Consider the following 15,355-nt stretch of genomic DNA (forward strand, 5'->3'; position numbering starts at 1 on the left):
TGCCGAAGCACACGCCCCGCAACGTTCTAACGCGCCCAACGATCAAGCTCTCATGTTTGATACACCGCGCCCTGCCCATTCAGCACTTGGGACATGGACACGAACCCATTGCTGATTCGTTGCGGACAGGCGTGCTTACTGTCCAGGCCCTTGGCCAGCCACATTCCCACGGTCATGGCGCTGAGGAGTTCGATGCCATGAGGATCAGCAGAGTCCGTTTGGCGGACATGCCCATCACGCAAAAAGGTCACCAGACCGGGAAGACACTGATTTCCGGGTCGCGGATTTACAAATCGCGCAAACAACAATTCCCTCGTTGTCAGTGCTCGCACGTCACCAAGAAGTGCTTAGCACCCACGTTTTTCAACAGGGAGTTTTTCATGCGTTTGATTCGGATGGCCGCGCTCGCGGCGGTGGGATTGGGTTGCGGACTGAATGCACATGCTCAGCGCAATGCTTGGCCTCAGGACTTGCCAGCGGCTCATTCCTGGTTCATGTGCAGCTCGCCCAATGGTGAGCCTATGGTGGCGTGGGTCAGCGAGAAGAAAACGGTTGTGGCCGTCAGTGCACTTCGCGAAGGTGTGGCCCTTCCCGACTACGCAACCCCGATGCTTCGACAAGCAAGTGCAGATCGGCGGCTGATTCAGCCAGCGACCGCTGGCTATGAAGTGACCATCAAAGAGTATGGGCCGGTACAGACTGGGATTTTGAAGGTTGGGTCTGTCGAGCTGACATGCAGTAGTGGTCGAGACGAATGAAAGAGGGGCAGACTGTGATCAAGCCACTTCAAGACATCGCCTTCGCGCTCCTCCTTTGCAGCGCTGCCTTGACGCCGATTCATGCGCAGACCTCAGGCAAGGTTCCACGGCCTCAGCCGGAAGCAACAACCACAACACAAACTCCAACTGGGCAAAGCGAAGAGGCGAAAAAATCCTGCGGGACCGTTGGCCAGACTTACCTCTGCGTTCCTTGACAAGCTCATTGTGCGAGTGATGCCTCAGTGGGCATCACGCGCAATGCTTGCACACTGTCCATCTGTGTGGTGGATGACGTTCATTCCAGGTGTAAAACAGCACACCTGGGGGCAGTGTCGCCGCTAATGTTGAACACGTACCGCTCGGCGATATGCAGCTGGCGGTATTCCCCCAGTTGACCGCCTGAACTCGTGGTGTAGGTGCGCCCCGTCTGTGTATCCACACTTAGCGGCAATTTCTGCCAAGGTCAGGTCTGACCACAGGATGTAGCGGGAAGCCGACGAAATAGCGCAGGCACGCTTGATCGCCAGTGCAGAGATTCCTTCGGATGCAAAGCGTCTCTCACCCGTTCGAGGATGCAGACCCAATGCGGTGTAGAGATCGGAAACCTTCGACCTGGGGTAAGCCAAGAAAAAATCGCAGGCGTCTTGCAACAGCATGGGGGCGTTGAAAATGCGCGCTACGTCTTTGAGAGTGAATCCGTGACGGACGCTTGGTGGATACGGGTTGAGACGGCTCTGATGCAGGCAATGATCAAAGAATGTTCCATATCCCTCCAAGAGACGAAAGTGCACTTTCGAGATGGTCTTTGTCGGATGGATGCCTTGTTCTTGACATACGCTGGGGTCCAGAACATCGGTGTAGGTGCTGTACGCATTCCAAATCTCCGTAATCCCTGCGTACTTGCGAGTCTGCGAAAAGAACAGACCCGTGGGACTGAGATCCAGACACGCCAACTCGCGCCAAGGTCCCTCCATAGATTGCAGCGAGGGAGGAGCACCCTCCATTGCGTTCATGATGCGCTGCTTTCGGTCCAAAGCGACGTTCGATGCTAGAACGTTGGCGACGTTCTCCTGAAACAGGTTGACCGATGCTTTGCGGTGAAGTGTTTCGAGCACCCGCATGGGTAGGCTGTACGACATACGAACCCCAAATCAGCACAAAAGAGCGACGGATGGATGGTGTGGTCCCCGATGAGCCAAAGCAAGTCGCTAATGTTGAACGCGCACCGCTCGGCGATATGCAGCTGGCGGTATTCCCCCAGTCGAACGCCTGAACTCGTGGTGCAGGTGCGCCCCGTCTGTGTACCCACACTTGGCTGCGATTTCAGCCAACGTCAGGTCAGACCAAAGGATATAGCGGGATGCCGAGGAGATAGCGCAGGCCCTTTTGAGGGCCATCGCTGGAATACCTTCCGCTGCAAAGCGTCTCTCACCCGTTCGAGGATGCAGACCCAATGCGGTGTAGAGATCGGACACCTTCGACCTTGGGGAGGCCAAGAAAAAATCGCACGCGTCCTGCAACAGCATCGGGGCGTTGAAAATTCGCGCCACGTCTTTGAGGGTGAAACCGTGGCGAACGCTTGGTGGATAGGGGTTTCGGCGGTTCTGATGCAGGCAGTGATCAAAGAACGCACCGTATGCCTCCAAAAGACGAAAGTGCACTCTCGAAACTTCCTTGGTGGGATAGATGCCTTGCTCTTTGCACTCGCTGGGATCTATAACTTCCGCGTAGGTGCTGTACGCGCTCCAAACCCGCGCGATGCTTTCACGCGAACGGTTTTGGGCAAAGAACAATCCCGTCGGGCTGAGATCAAGACACGCCAACTCGCGCCAAGGCCCTTCGAACGATTGCAAAGATGGGGGCGCGCATTCGGCGGAATACATGACACGCCGCTTCTTGTTCAGATCAACAGCGGACACCAGAATATTCGCGACGTTTTCTTGAAAAGGGTTGATCGAGGACTTGCGGCTAAGCGCTTCGAGCACTCTTATTGGAAGGCTGTAAGACATACGAATCTCAGGTCAGCTTTGGTCTGTTCGGTGGCCCGCACTTCGGTAGGAAGTAGCCGATCCGGAGCCGCCAGCAGCCGTCCACGTGCTATCCCTACCCATTTGGGAATGATGATAGCTTTGCCATACCAGCTTTATGACCTAGGTGAAACCAAGAAACTTTTGTCGGAAATTTACAAGAGCGTTCATGCAGGCCCCAGGCTGCCGGAATTCAGGCCAGCGACCGCCGCATCCAGCAACTCCCCTGCGGGTCGAAGCCCGTTGATCCGGACAGCCGACGAAGGCATCTGAGCTACCGCCACCAATCCTTGGCCGATGCCGCCAACTTGCTGCTGTGGTATTCCAAAGCCTTGAACCAAGGAGGGTGCAGGCTGAGGGGGGACTTGTGGTGCCTCGGCCAACTGTCTCTCATGCCGTTGCATGAACCAGTCCGCAGCTTTTTCAGCAGCGGAGAACGCCTGAAACAGCGCCCTTGGGTCATCCTTGATGAGCTTGGCCCAGCCTTCTAGATAACTCGCATGCTGGTTGATGACCTCATCGGACTCCAACCCCAGCTCGCACATGAGGTAGGTCGAGGCTGTTTCAGCGATCAGCTCCTCCCTGGCGTATTCAGCGGAGCCTCTACCGCCCGACATCTCTCTCTTCAACCGCGACTCATGTCCCGTTGCATGACAGCACTCATGCAACAGCACGGAGTAATGCTTGGCAGCCGCTGAGTACACCACCACGCCATCTGTGACAGAGTCTTTGTACTGCGAGCGTTCAGGAACCGTGATGCGATCCAGGCCTGGTTGATAGAACGCCTGACTGATAGGCTCATAAGAGACTGGCACTCCAAGCTTTTTGACCAGCGCCTCGATCTCTGCATGTACTTCCCAAGTGGGTTTGCGCTCGACTTCCGGTAACGGTGGCAGATTGGCGATGTTGTTGGCGTTGAAAACCCGGTACGTCTGTAAAAACGTGCGCCCCAGTGCCTTGTCCACAATGGGTTGGCCTGCTTGATCCAGCACGGGTTTGCCAGAGCTATCAACCCGAGGCCGCTTGATTTCTTGTCTGCCCACCTTGTAGATGGTGATCGACTGCGCACCCTTCTTCACGTAGGGCAACTCATCGTCAGGTGTGCCCGAGCGCTTCATGTCCTGGGCTAAGGCTTGCACTTGCTTGTACGTCATGAACCGGGTGTCGGTCCAATCGTTCGCCATCATCTCGGTCATCAGCAACACGCGGTTCATGCCCAGATAGTTCAGGCCCGTGTGCGCGTTGAACGGGCGGCGATGACTGGATGGAGCAATCCAGGGCTTTTGCCAGATCGAGGTGCCAGCCTCAATGGCTTGAAGGATGCGCTGCGCAGCTTCTCGATAAAGCTGGTTGTTGACGTCTTCCACCGAGCGCTTGGGTGGAGTGACGTTGCCGGGATCGGCTGATGCGGGTGTAGTCCGTTCTTTTGGGGACTTGGCGGTAGTGCGTTTCATGGGATTGCCTTTCGTTGAATGGGTGGGTGGAGCCCTGCTGCGCGGCAGCAGGAGGAAACAGGACGAGGTCACGAGGTGAGTCATGGGCTTCATGTCGTGGGAGGGGAAAGAAAAACGGAGTGAACGTGCTCATAGCTCGAACGCTCCAACATCAGGGGAAGGCGGTGAGGGCTGCGATTTGTCGAGTAGTCCGCGATTGCGAGGGGGTCGCACCTGGGGCAGTGGCCTGTGCTCTCGCGCAATGTCGAGCGCTTGATCCCACACCGCTTGTGACCAGTCAAAGACCGAAACGGAGTGGGGTTGGGCTTCGGTGTAGATGGGACCCAACATGCGGCAAACGAGGTTCCAGACCAGTGCTGGCATCGGGTCGAAAAATTGGGAATCGGTTGTCGAAGTCATCCGGCCCCCTCAAATCGGCAATCGCGCTTGCGCTGGTGGGTTCACCGTCATCGACACCAGCATCGGCACCCGCAACTGAATGCTCAGATTGGCTTTGCCCGCGAGGTCCGCTTCTTCCCTGATCACCAAGCTCAAATCCGGGTTTGATGGGCTGGCATAGAGAAGATTGATAGGCGCGTCATCCCCTTTGAGAACCGCTGAGGCCACGCTGAAATCGGTGTACACCGCTCCACTTTGCAAGCGCAGTCCCAGTGGCTTGTGCAGCATCACGATCGGACTGCACTCGGCCAGAACCGCCTCGTTGGAGCGATAAAAGAAGGCCACGAACATCCGGCGACTCATGCCTGTGGGTGGCCCGAACAAGTACCCAATGGACGTGATGGGTGCAGGGGTGGAAGGCACCACCAAGTGCATGCCCCTCTTCGGATTTCCGAAATCCGCATAGCCCTCCTGGGTGTTGAAAGGTGCGAACACAAAAGCTATGCGCGACCCCAGCGTCAACGGACATGGGTACTGACCATGTGGCTTGGGGTGGTCAGCCAGCGCCTGCCAAAACGCGGGGTCCGGCATGTGCTGCACGTGGTAGCTCAATGCACTCATAAGCGCCCCTCTCCGCACCTCGATTCGGGGTGCGACGTGTCATAGGCGCTTGGCCGGTGGTGAAGGCGCAAGGGTTCGAGCCGACGCAGCTCCTCCTCGAAATCGTCGGCAGCCCGTTCCAGCGCTATCAGCATCCGGGGTTGGGTTCTGGGGTCTTGTCGTGCGCGTGCCAGCGACGTCAATGTCTGGCGGTGAATGGCCCGAACGTACTGGTAGCGCCTCTCAACAGGGGGGGCGTCAGATTCGGTGAGAAGGTGAAGCAGAAGTCCTAGCATGCGACCCCCTCGTACAAAGAGGGGTGATACCGGGATTGCTCATGTGGGCACGGCTCGAATCCGTGCCTTGGGATCAGGTGTTTGAATGGTTTCATAGCCCAAGCTACCAAACGAGCTTGGGGTCGTGCAACCATTTACGGGGCATCAACCGCTGACGAGCGGTGCGCGGTTGTGGTGGAAGATGAGAGGCTTTACAGCCTGTCAGCTGTTCATTTCTTTTTTGCTTTACGTCGTCGTGGAAGAGCCCTAGACCGCAGATAGCCAGACGTGAAAATGTTGGACGGCAGTTGAACCATTGGGATTGTTGACGTCACGAAGCGCGCCAAAGGCGTGCGCAATGAGGCGAAACAATCCAACATGGATTGAGCAACACCCAGCTCTTCCGCACTCAACCGAAGGGAGTAGCGGTAGGTCCAACTACACCAGTCCTCCATCGGTTGAGAGGTCGAAATGGGCGCCACATAAATGGTGAACGGACCTGTCAGTTGTACTACGGTGCGTCCTGCAATCGTGTCGTAACGCCACTCTCCGCTGATTGGCAAAGTTCCTAATGAGGCAGTCCAAGTCTTACGATTCGTAGCAGACTTCGCGAACGCAATTGTGGGACCGAGTTGCCTGATATGTGAAGCACGAAGTGACCGTCGTTGCCGCCGAATTTCCTTGATGGCAGGCCTCAGATGGCATTCGAGTGGAGTGTTGACCAAGGTCCCCTTACCGCTATGACGAAGGTAAATCCAGTAAGGCGCGTTATCACCTACACGGCATTTGAGCAGCATGACGCCCGTTTGGTCTCTCAGGTGGCCGGACCATTGCGAGAACAATTCACCCAAAGCCAGAGCCTGCTCACCACAATGAACGATGCCACCAGGATAAGTGAGACGAAACAGGCGACCAATTTTCGTCAGCCGGTCCTGTCGTTCGCGCACCGATGCCATCACTCCGTCTACATCGACAACACCAGGTAACTCAACCAAAAAAGCCGCCTGTTGAAACTTTAGGTGGCGTGAATCAACTTGTGGTGCGATCAGCAGGGATGTAGTGATGGGCGCATAGCCATCGGAGTCATCGGAGCCATCGTGGATAAGCCATACCCGACAGCGCCATTTCCGCTGGAAGTCGGCTCTCCATTGCCGCCACGCCTGCGAGCTTTCGCAGCTGGTCTTGATAGATGCAGCGAACTGCGCCCTTCGAGAGACGCAGAGGAAAGGCCACCCAAGTTCATCGAACTTAGGTTCAGCATTCGAACTCGTCGTTTTTTCGAGAAGCTTGATGGGTTTTTTGCCTTCGTCCTCGAGATACGAGAAGTCGAAATCGGTTTCGTTTAGTTGAGAATGTTTCATAGGTTGAATCCTTTGGTAATTGGGTTTGCAAACAGATCGTCGATCTGTCAAGCGAGAACGGGTATCCCCGCGCTCATGCGCGTTCGCACATCAGTGCAGGAAGGCTTGGTAAAGAAGCCGGATCACGGTTGCGCTTTCATGCAAGTCATGCCCCGGTTAGGCCGCTGTCAGCGACCGTGCTGTATTCGCTTGGTGCAGGCGCCGTACACGATGAAGTGCCGCACGACCCTGCCGAATTCAGGCAGCGTGCGCGAAAGCTTCATCGTTGGCCCCCGTTTGCAAGGTGGTTTGCACGACTGGCACAGCTGCCGTCGATTGCTGGCTCTGGTTGCCCCACGCATCCCAGCCGCTGCGTGCATTGCGGGCGAACATCTCAATGCGGTTTACAACGGAGGGGTACAGGCGTTCCAGGCGTTCATGTACCAGCGCTGGTTTGGCGCTGTGCTGCGTCACTGGTGCAGCAAATACGGATGACTCGCGAGCCTTGTTGCTGGCAATCGTCAGGCCTTGACCACGTTTGCCGACCAGCAGCAATTCATGGTGTGCCACTGCAACGCCGCCCGCACACGTGAGCTTGCCGCCGTTCTTGTGCCATACCCAGTTGGTCAGATACTCGAAACCCCAGGACTGCATGACGCGCAAGCCTTCTGGAAGCAAGGATGCGGGGCACCACAGGTACAACATGGCGTCCTTCGTCACGCAAGACTGCACGTCCATCGCACAGATGTCATCCGTACTCATGGTGGGGTAATGGTTGTGCGGCAGCATCCGGGACGCAGAGCGGTCGTTGGACATGCCATAGTTCCATGGAGGGTCTGCAAGCAAGAGGGAATACTTCTTGCCCGTGGGCAGTGCCGCATTCTTCTGGCTCAGAAGGGCTTGACGGTTCAGGCGTGCGAGGCGGGATTTCGCGCTCTCTTGTTCCTTGTGTCGCGCAACCAGCTTCGCTGCTTGAAGAAGCACAGAGTCCTTGATGCGCTTGGACCCGGTGACTTCGACATGCGCCTCGTTCAGAGTGGTCTCGCCCGATGCCAGTTGCCGGTTCAGCTCTTTGCCGCCGTCGCAGTACACCTTTACAGCCCGTTGAACCGAATCGCGGCTCACGGCAAACAGGTCAGCCGCTTGGGTTTGAGACAGTGGTGGCTCCGTCGCTGCTGAAAACTTGGCCTGACCTGGTTTGCGAGTGCACAACGCAGCCGCCATCAAAGCCCGTTGTCCTGTGGTCAGGTTTCTGCGGTTGATGTTGCGTGCGAAGGCCATCGATTTGGCCTGCTCGTAGTTCTTGACGCTCAGCGTCTCAACCTTGGGTTCGATGCCCAGTTCTTGGCAGGCTTTGAGGCGATGGCGGCCATCGACCACTTTGCCCTGGAAGAGCAAGATGGGCTCGGATTGACCGTTGCGTTCGATGCTCTGTTTCAGGGCGTTGAACTCGTCGGAGTTCATTGCTGGGAACAGCTCGACGCAAGGATCGAGGGGGTATGTCGTGACGGACTTTGCCGTCGAGGATGGTTTCTGCTTGGAGGCCGCAGAAGAGGCGCTAAAAGTGTGAGGCATGTCGCGTTCCAGTTTGAAAAGTCAAAACTTCGGCGCGCACCAAACCCTTGGTGCGTGCGTATGGACGCGGACGAAACGGGGGGAGAAGAATCGTCCGCTTAGCGCGAACGTATGCACTGGATCGAGCGATCCGTGGAGGTGTGATTGAGGAAGTGGGTATCACTGTGCATATGCCTACCAGTCTACGAATTTCAGACCGTTTGTCAAGGGCAGCCAGGCAGCATGAATGCGGCCCATGACCCTGTCCGAATGTCCGTGGCAAGGGATGCCGTCCCCCACTTGCGCAAACGAGAGTGCGCTTGCTAATGTGGTTTCCCTAGCCCCCGGAAATGATTCCGGGATGTCGTCACAACTGTCCAAGAAAGACACCGACAACACCCCAGCGCATGTGATTCACCAGAGTTCGAGCCGACGTGCGCCCGGTTGCGGCTGGGCACATCGGTGCGAGCCTCGATCAGGAAAAATCACATGCAGCAAAAGAGAAACACGCCAGCGGGGGCCAGAGCAAAGCAGCCCTCATTGAAACCATCGCCCAAGCCACGGTTGGGCGCAAACGGACAGGTCGAACCCGTGATCGACTACATGGACCACGCCCCCGTGCATCCCTTGTACGTCATGACAGACGGCCTGTTTCGGCCCATCCAACACGGCACCCGAGCTGCCGGAATTCAGGCAGCTAACAGCGCGATCCGGAACGGGGTGTGCAAGACGCTTGTGGACTGCGTTTGGACGTCAGAGCAGGCATTGGACATCACGGACCAATTGGTCCTGTACCACCTGTGTCAGTTGGCTGGGACGCCTGGCGAACACAGACATACGTTTTTCCCAGCACAGCACCCTGAGGATTTCGCCACCGCACTCAGGCATATCAAGTACCAGGCTGTGAAGACCGAAACACAGATCGCCAGCAACCTTGCTGATCTCAGTACACCGTCTGTCTTGGTGGGCGTGGAAGTCACGATCCCATCACTTGCGCGGGGCATTGGAATGACCGCTACGGGGCCGAATACCGAGGTTGTGCGCAACAGCGTTCGCAGGTTGCTCCGAACAACGTGTGAGGCATCGCTGTACTACGCAGGCAGCGGCAGCCACTGGGGGACTTGCTCATACACGCTGTTGTCGGCGGTGCTCACGGGGAAGGCGCCTGCCCGTCTCTTCGTATTCCTCAACCCTGAACTGTCAGCAGGCTGCCTATCCCGAAGCGGTGTGAACTGGATCAACATGCGTGAGCAGCGCTTGTTGCAGTCCAAGCCCGCAAGACGTCTGCATGCCTGGCTGTCAGCATGGGCGTTCTCTGGTGAAGTCCGAAAAATCAAGCTGGAAACCCTGCTGCCGCACGTCTGGGGCACAGAGGAATGCACGGCCTCAGCCAAGAAAAGCCGCATCAGGACGTTGAAGGAGGCTGTCCAGGCCATTGCAGGGCTGCCTGGGTGGGTGTGCTGGCTCAATGATGCTGATCGGATGGTGCGGGTGCGCAAACCCCGGTTTGTGGGCAGTACTGACGAAGATGTTGTAACGCCAACCTCAGACGTTGTGACGGAGACCCCCAGCGTTGCAACGGACACCATAGGCGTTGTGACGGAACCTGACCATGAGGTAAAGCCCAATGCTGGTGCGGCTTCCAAGAAGGTTGAAGCGTTGATCTAAGACTCATCAAAGACCTGTTTAAGACAGGTCTATGGTGAGTGGTGAAGACCACTCCGCCGCTGGAACGGCGTCGGGTCATCACCGGGGGTATGACGGATCGGAGGTACTTGGGTAGATCGTCTCTCAGGAATAGGGGAAGACGTACGAGCCAAGGAATGCTGGGGGTTTGTAAGCCTGGCTGCCCGCTATTCGTCAAGGTGCTTTGTACTTGGCCAGTGCTCGCAAGAACTTGACCTGCCGCTCATTCAAAGTCCCGAGTTGGAGAGCCTTCATGTCCCGCAATCGTTTGACGATCAGCGCCAACGAAGGCAGCAGCACCGCTTGGTCATCCAGCTCCGCAAGCTCTTTCTCTTGGCTCGCAAAGTGGCGGATCAGAGGCGCGACGACTTTCCAGGTGGCACCTGCAAAATCCTGCGTAAACGCTTCCCGGTCCCACTCAAAATTCACGCCCATGGTCAAGAATCGAACATGGGCTCTGGACTGGGGATTCGGTAACGCGCACAGCACCGTCAGTACCTTCAAGGCATTGGCCTGATCCACCAGCTCCCTGTCGAAGTATTCGTGAACAAGCAGCGTCAGCAGTTGTGCCAGTTTCTTATCTCCCTTGTGACCGTGTCCCAGCAGGGGTAAGAAGTCATCTGCCGTTGGCTCGTGATCGCTTGCTTCATCGGGTGGGCTGGGCTCGTTGTTGTCCTGCGGAAGCGCAAGTCCTGGCAGAACGAAGGTGAAGTCCACCTTCTTGTTCTGCGGCAGTGCTACGTGCTCCAACGCCGTGAGGTACCGCGCCAAGCTCTTGCCGGAAGAGACCAAAGCTTCGGGATGTGTGGAGACGGTACACATGCCGCCCACCACCGAGGTCCCATCCACGCTATGCGCGACAAACGGAATGTGGCCCTTGCGCAGTCTCCGATACCGCCGCCATGGAATCTGGTTCGGGGGCGTATCGGGGGGGACCAGGGGACCGAGGTCGATGCCGGTGTCCTTCCTGGTGCTTGGGTCCCTTGTTACCTTGATTCCATGAAGGACGCGATCCAACCGTCGATCAAGCGCAGTGCTGGCAGCTCCCAGGGGTTGTCGCAAAAGAGGCATGGTTTTCGGGGTCGCATTCAGCTTCTCGATGGCATCCCGCAAATCCTTGCCCTCCGGGTTGGCGGGCGACAGGTCATGGTCGCGATGCCCACTGCGCAGGTAAATGTCTGCGCACAAGGTTTCCTCGTAGCGTGATTGCATTCTGCTGCGTTCAAACAAGGTCGCCATGACCTTCCTCTGCAACTCCTCCTCGGCTTGCTTCTCTGCCTTTGTCTTCTTCCGTTCAGCAGTGTCTGGGGTCTTCTTGGCCATAGGTTCCTCAGTGAGTGGCTGACTGCATTTTTACCTCAGTCAGCACAGGGTGACATGCCGCAAGCTCGGACAACGTGGATCTCAGTCGGAGGGCTGGCAAGCACGTTGGACGCGCCATCGCAACACCCTGCCAACCAGTCGCCGGAACTGTATCCATCTGTGATCGTGACGGTAAGATGGTGTGAACGATTTCTACATGCTCCGTCCGCGCCCAAAGTAGTTGAGCGGGGCGGCCAACCAATTCCCGTCTCAATGCTCGACGACATCAAAAAAACCCTCTGGGCCACCGCCGACAAGCTACGCGCCAACATGGACGCCGCCGAATACAAGCACTTGGTGCTCGGCCTCATCTTCGTCAAATACATCTCTGACACCTTCGCCGCCCGCCGGGCCGAGCTGACGGCCCGTCTCACCAACCCAGACGACGAATACTTCTACGGCGATGCCGACCCCGCCGACATTGAAGCCGAACTGGAAGACCGCGACTATTACAAGGAGGTCAACGTCTTCTGGGTGCCCGAAGGTGCGCGGTGGGAGGCGCTGCGCAATGCCGCCAAGCAACCCGACATTGGTAAGCGTATTGACGACGCCCTCACCCTGATCGAGGCCGAGAACCCCAAGCTCAAAGGCATCCTCGACAAGCGCTATGCCCGTGCGCAGTTGCCTGATGGCAAGCTGGGTGAGTTGGTCGATTTGGTCTCCACCATCGGTTTTGGTGAAGACGCTGCTATTGCCCGCGACGTGCTGGGCCAGGTGTACGAATACTTTCTGGGCATGTTCGCCAGCGCCGAGGGCAAGCGAGGTGGGCAGTTCTACACACCCGCCAGCATCGTCAAAACCCTGGTCGCCATCCTCAGCCCGCACGAAGGCAAGGTGTACGACCCGTGCTGCGGATCGGGCGGCATGTTTGTGCAGTCTGAGAAGTTCATCGAAGCCCACGGCGGCAAGCTGGGCGATGTGAGCATCTACGGCCAAGAGGCTAACCCCACCACCTGGCGCCTGGCCGCCATGAACCTGGCCATTCGCGGCATTGACTACAACCTGGGCCGCGAGCCTGCCGACACCTTCACCCGCAACCAGCACCCCGACCTGCGGGCCGACTACATCCTGGCCAACCCACCCTTCAACATCTCTGACTGGTGGCACGGTAGCCTGGAAGGTGACCCACGCTGGGAGTTTGGCGACCCACCCCACGGCAACGCCAACTACGCCTGGTTGCAGCACATGCTGCACCACTTGAAGCCCACGGGCCGTGCAGGCATTGTGCTGGCCAACGGCAGCATGAGCAGCAGCCAAAACAACGAAGGCGTGATCCGTGCCGCCATGGTCGATGCCGATGTGGTCGAAGTCATGGTGGCCCTGCCAGGCCAGTTGTTCTTCAACACCCAGATCCCCGCCTGTCTATGGTTCCTGGCCAAACAAAAAGCGCGCAAGGGTGAGGTGCTGTTCATCGACGCCCGCAAGCAAGGCCGCATGATCAGCCGTGTGCAGGCCGAGCTGACCGACGAGACCATCGCCCGCATCGAAGCCGTGGTGGCCGCCTGGCGCGGCGAGCCGGGCGCAGGCAGCTATGAAGACGTGAAAGGCTTTTGCCGCAGCGTGCCCCTGGCCGAGATTGCCCAGCACGGCCATGTGCTCACCCCGGGCCGCTACGTGGGCGCGGAAGAGGTGGAGGACGACGACGAAGCCTTTGCCGACAAGATGCAAAAGCTCACTGAGAAGCTGGGCGAGCAGATGGCCAAAGGCGCGGAGCTGGATGCGGTGATTCGGGCGAAGCTGGGGGGGCTGGGGTATGAGTTCTGATGACCTCGTCTCGCCAATTGAATGCCCTCCCTCTTGGACGCTTGTTTCTTTGAAGTCAATTTGCAAGAAGATCGGCTCTGGCGCTACGCCCACTGGTGGACAAGCTGCTTACCAAAAGACACGCACGAAATTTGCATTGGTTAGAAGTCAAAACGTCTTTGATCGCGAATTTTCCGAAGCTGGACTTGCGTTCATTTCAGACGAGCAAGCTGATTCACTAAGGGGTGTGCGTCTCGAAAAAAATGACATCTTGTTGAACATCACGGGCGACGGAGTTACCTTCGGTAGAGCCTGCCTCGTCCCTGCGACAGCTCTACCGGCTTGTGTCAATCAGCACGTATCAATCATCCGGCTGGACTCGCAGCAAGCAGACCCTGGATATGTGGTGAGCTACCTTACCCACCCGACCATCAAGTCATACATTGAGTCGTTCAATGCAGGCGGTTCGCGTCGAGCTATCACAAAGGCACATATTGAATCTTTCGTTGTTCCTCTGCCGCCACTGGCAACTCAACGTGCAATAGCTGCCTTGCTTGGTGGCATCGACGACCGTATCACCCTCCTGCGCGAGACCAACGCCACCCTCGAAGCCATCGCCCAGGCCCTGTTCAAGTCCTGGTTCGTCGATTTCGACCCCGTGCGCGCCAAAATGGAAGGCCGCACGCCCGAAGGCATGGATGAGGCCACTGCGGCGCTGTTTCCCGATGGGTTTGAAACGTCGGAGTTGGGGGAGGTGCCGAGGGGGTGGAGGGTCGGATGCATTGACGATATCTGCTCGACCGTTACAAACGGTGGTACGCCAAGCAGATCGAAGACGGAGTACTGGGAGCAAGGAACCATACCTTGGTTCAAGACAGGAGAGTTTCACGACGGTTTCTTGTTGCAGCCATCTGAGCGAATCACAAATGCTGCGCTGATCGGATCGTCTGTCAAGTTGTTGCCTAAGGATGCCGTGTTGATGGCAATCTATGCTGCACCGACCGTCGGTAGGCTAGGAATACTCGTGGAGCCTGCGACCTTCAATCAAGCCTGTACCGGCATGGTCGCTAGAAATGAAGTAGGCCCATGGTTCTTGTTTTGGACGCTGCTCAACGGACGCGACTGGTTTAACAGCAGAGCGAATGGTGCCGCACAGCAAAACATCTCGAAAGCAATCGTCTCGGCCTACCTCACAGTGATTCCACCCAACCCTGTTCTGGATTCATTCAACTTAGTGGCGTCTGGGATTCATGAGGCCATTCGCATGAATACCGAGAAGGCGATGACCCTCTCCACCCTCCGCGACACCCTGCTACCTCGACTGATCTCCGGCCAGCTTAGGTTGCCTGAGGCGCAAAACGAACTCATGTGCGCAATCGGATGACTCACATTAGTTGCGATGACAAGGCTGATGCCGTTCGGTCTCTGGCGAGAATTTATCGGGTGGACGTTGGGGAGGTCGCAAGGGTTGCCGATGGGAATTGGCCGACCTTTATTTTGGAATCGCCTGATTCGTGGAATGACCTATTTCAATCTCCGTACATTCCGTCACTGATGGCGCAGCATCTGAGTGCGAGACCTGACTGGGAGTTCGGTGAGGTGGCGTACTACCATCGCACAGCGTATGACGGCTCTGCAGACTGGTTTGAAGATGGGTTACTGGCTTCGCATGAAGGGGCCAAAGCCTTTCTAAACAAGATTGCCGGGATAGTTTCGCTTGATGGCGATGATCACGCCATCGCGATGGCAAACATCAGGGATAGAGAGTGCTGCGAAGGGCCTGGTGCCGGTGGCCCTTATGCTTTTGATGTGTTTGACAACGCGAGGTATGCCGATCAAGCGGGCATGGACTATTCGTTGCCTGAGTTTTTTATGGGCAATTCCTGGGCTGACAAATATGGGGTTTGCTACGCAGCTCCCATCTTGGAGTCATTGCGTAACAAGCTGAAGCCTGTGGTGGTGAAGTTCTCCGGGAAGTCGTCCGATCCAGATGCTTACATCACGAACCTCTGGCAATACGTTTTTAGGGCTTGGATAGGCGAGCCGATGGGTGTTACATCCCACTTCCCGTGTACTTTTTGCGGCGAAGGAAAGACCGTCTCTCCTGATCGAATCATTCAAATAATTGATCTGGGTGGACTTGCTGGGGACCCAACGAGTGAGTTTTCATAGCAAATC

At 57.0% G+C, this 15,355-nt stretch carries 12 protein-coding genes; 5 read left to right on the plus strand and 7 right to left on the minus strand.

Annotated elements, in window-relative coordinates; translation table 11 throughout:
- The first annotated feature begins 227 nt into the window (after positions 1 to 227).
- Entirely contained in the window at positions 228 to 758 is a 531-nt protein-coding gene (locus ACDELDRAFT_RS03695; RefSeq protein WP_157764871.1) for a hypothetical protein, read from the plus strand.
- Positions 759 to 1,096: 338 nt separating this feature from the next.
- On the opposite strand, the gene ACDELDRAFT_RS23895 is transcribed toward ACDELDRAFT_RS03695, so the two are convergent.
- From ACDELDRAFT_RS23895 to ACDELDRAFT_RS03720, 6 genes are all read right to left on the minus strand, one after another.
- Positions 1,097 to 1,879, minus strand: a complete 783-nt coding sequence (locus tag ACDELDRAFT_RS23895) for a helix-turn-helix domain-containing protein (RefSeq protein WP_157764873.1) — start codon at positions 1,877 to 1,879, stop codon at positions 1,097 to 1,099.
- Between the two features lie 87 nt (positions 1,880 to 1,966).
- Positions 1,967 to 2,767 carry a helix-turn-helix domain-containing protein gene (locus ACDELDRAFT_RS23900; protein WP_081470077.1) on the minus strand — a complete coding sequence of 267 codons (801 nt, stop codon included), beginning with the start codon at positions 2,765 to 2,767 and terminating at the stop codon, positions 1,967 to 1,969.
- 185 nt (positions 2,768 to 2,952) lie between these two features.
- Positions 2,953 to 4,239, minus strand: coding sequence for an ArdC family protein (locus ACDELDRAFT_RS03700; protein ID WP_005793575.1), 1,287 nt, complete (start codon positions 4,237 to 4,239; stop codon positions 2,953 to 2,955).
- Positions 4,240 to 4,647: 408 nt separating this feature from the next.
- Positions 4,648 to 5,238, minus strand: coding sequence for a hypothetical protein (locus ACDELDRAFT_RS03705; protein WP_005793577.1), 591 nt, complete (start codon positions 5,236 to 5,238; stop codon positions 4,648 to 4,650).
- Between the two features lie 484 nt (positions 5,239 to 5,722).
- Positions 5,723 to 6,853 (minus strand): hypothetical protein, encoded by a 1,131-nt coding sequence (locus tag ACDELDRAFT_RS24920; RefSeq protein ID WP_005793579.1) that lies wholly within the window; start codon positions 6,851 to 6,853, stop codon positions 5,723 to 5,725.
- Between the two features lie 237 nt (positions 6,854 to 7,090).
- Complete coding sequence (locus ACDELDRAFT_RS03720; protein WP_005793581.1) at positions 7,091 to 8,407, minus strand: Spo0J and IME4 domain-containing protein; 1,317 nt, start codon at positions 8,405 to 8,407, stop codon at positions 7,091 to 7,093.
- Between the two features lie 570 nt (positions 8,408 to 8,977).
- On the opposite strand from ACDELDRAFT_RS03720, the gene repC reads away from it, so the two are divergent.
- Positions 8,978 to 10,054, plus strand: a complete 1,077-nt coding sequence (gene repC / locus ACDELDRAFT_RS03725) for a replication protein C, IncQ-type (RefSeq protein WP_157764875.1) — start codon at positions 8,978 to 8,980, stop codon at positions 10,052 to 10,054.
- Between the two features lie 192 nt (positions 10,055 to 10,246).
- On the opposite strand, the gene ACDELDRAFT_RS03730 is transcribed toward repC, so the two are convergent.
- A complete protein-coding gene (locus tag ACDELDRAFT_RS03730; RefSeq protein ID WP_005793584.1) occupies positions 10,247 to 11,395 on the minus strand; it encodes a hypothetical protein in 1,149 nt (382 codons plus the stop codon).
- Positions 11,396 to 11,647: 252 nt separating this feature from the next.
- Here ACDELDRAFT_RS03730 and ACDELDRAFT_RS03735 point away from each other — a divergent pair, with 252 nt between their 5' ends.
- The 3 genes from ACDELDRAFT_RS03735 (at position 11,648) to ACDELDRAFT_RS03745 (ending at position 15,349) form a co-directional block, all read left to right on the plus strand.
- Positions 11,648 to 13,198, plus strand: a complete 1,551-nt coding sequence (locus ACDELDRAFT_RS03735; RefSeq protein WP_005793586.1) for a class I SAM-dependent DNA methyltransferase — start codon at positions 11,648 to 11,650, stop codon at positions 13,196 to 13,198.
- On the plus strand, positions 13,188 to 14,561 hold the full coding sequence (locus tag ACDELDRAFT_RS23905) for a restriction endonuclease subunit S (protein ID WP_081470079.1): 1,374 nt from the start codon (positions 13,188 to 13,190) through the stop codon (positions 14,559 to 14,561). The genes ACDELDRAFT_RS03735 and ACDELDRAFT_RS23905 overlap by 11 nt, the downstream gene beginning before the upstream one ends.
- Positions 14,562 to 14,776: 215 nt before the next feature.
- Positions 14,777 to 15,349, plus strand: coding sequence for a hypothetical protein (locus ACDELDRAFT_RS03745; RefSeq protein WP_232504713.1), 573 nt, complete (start codon positions 14,777 to 14,779; stop codon positions 15,347 to 15,349).
- Positions 15,350 to 15,355 lie beyond the last annotated feature (6 nt).

Source organism: Acidovorax delafieldii 2AN, assembly GCF_000175235.1.
In the GTDB taxonomy this organism is placed as follows: Bacteria; Pseudomonadota; Gammaproteobacteria; order Burkholderiales; family Burkholderiaceae_C; genus Acidovorax; species Acidovorax delafieldii_B.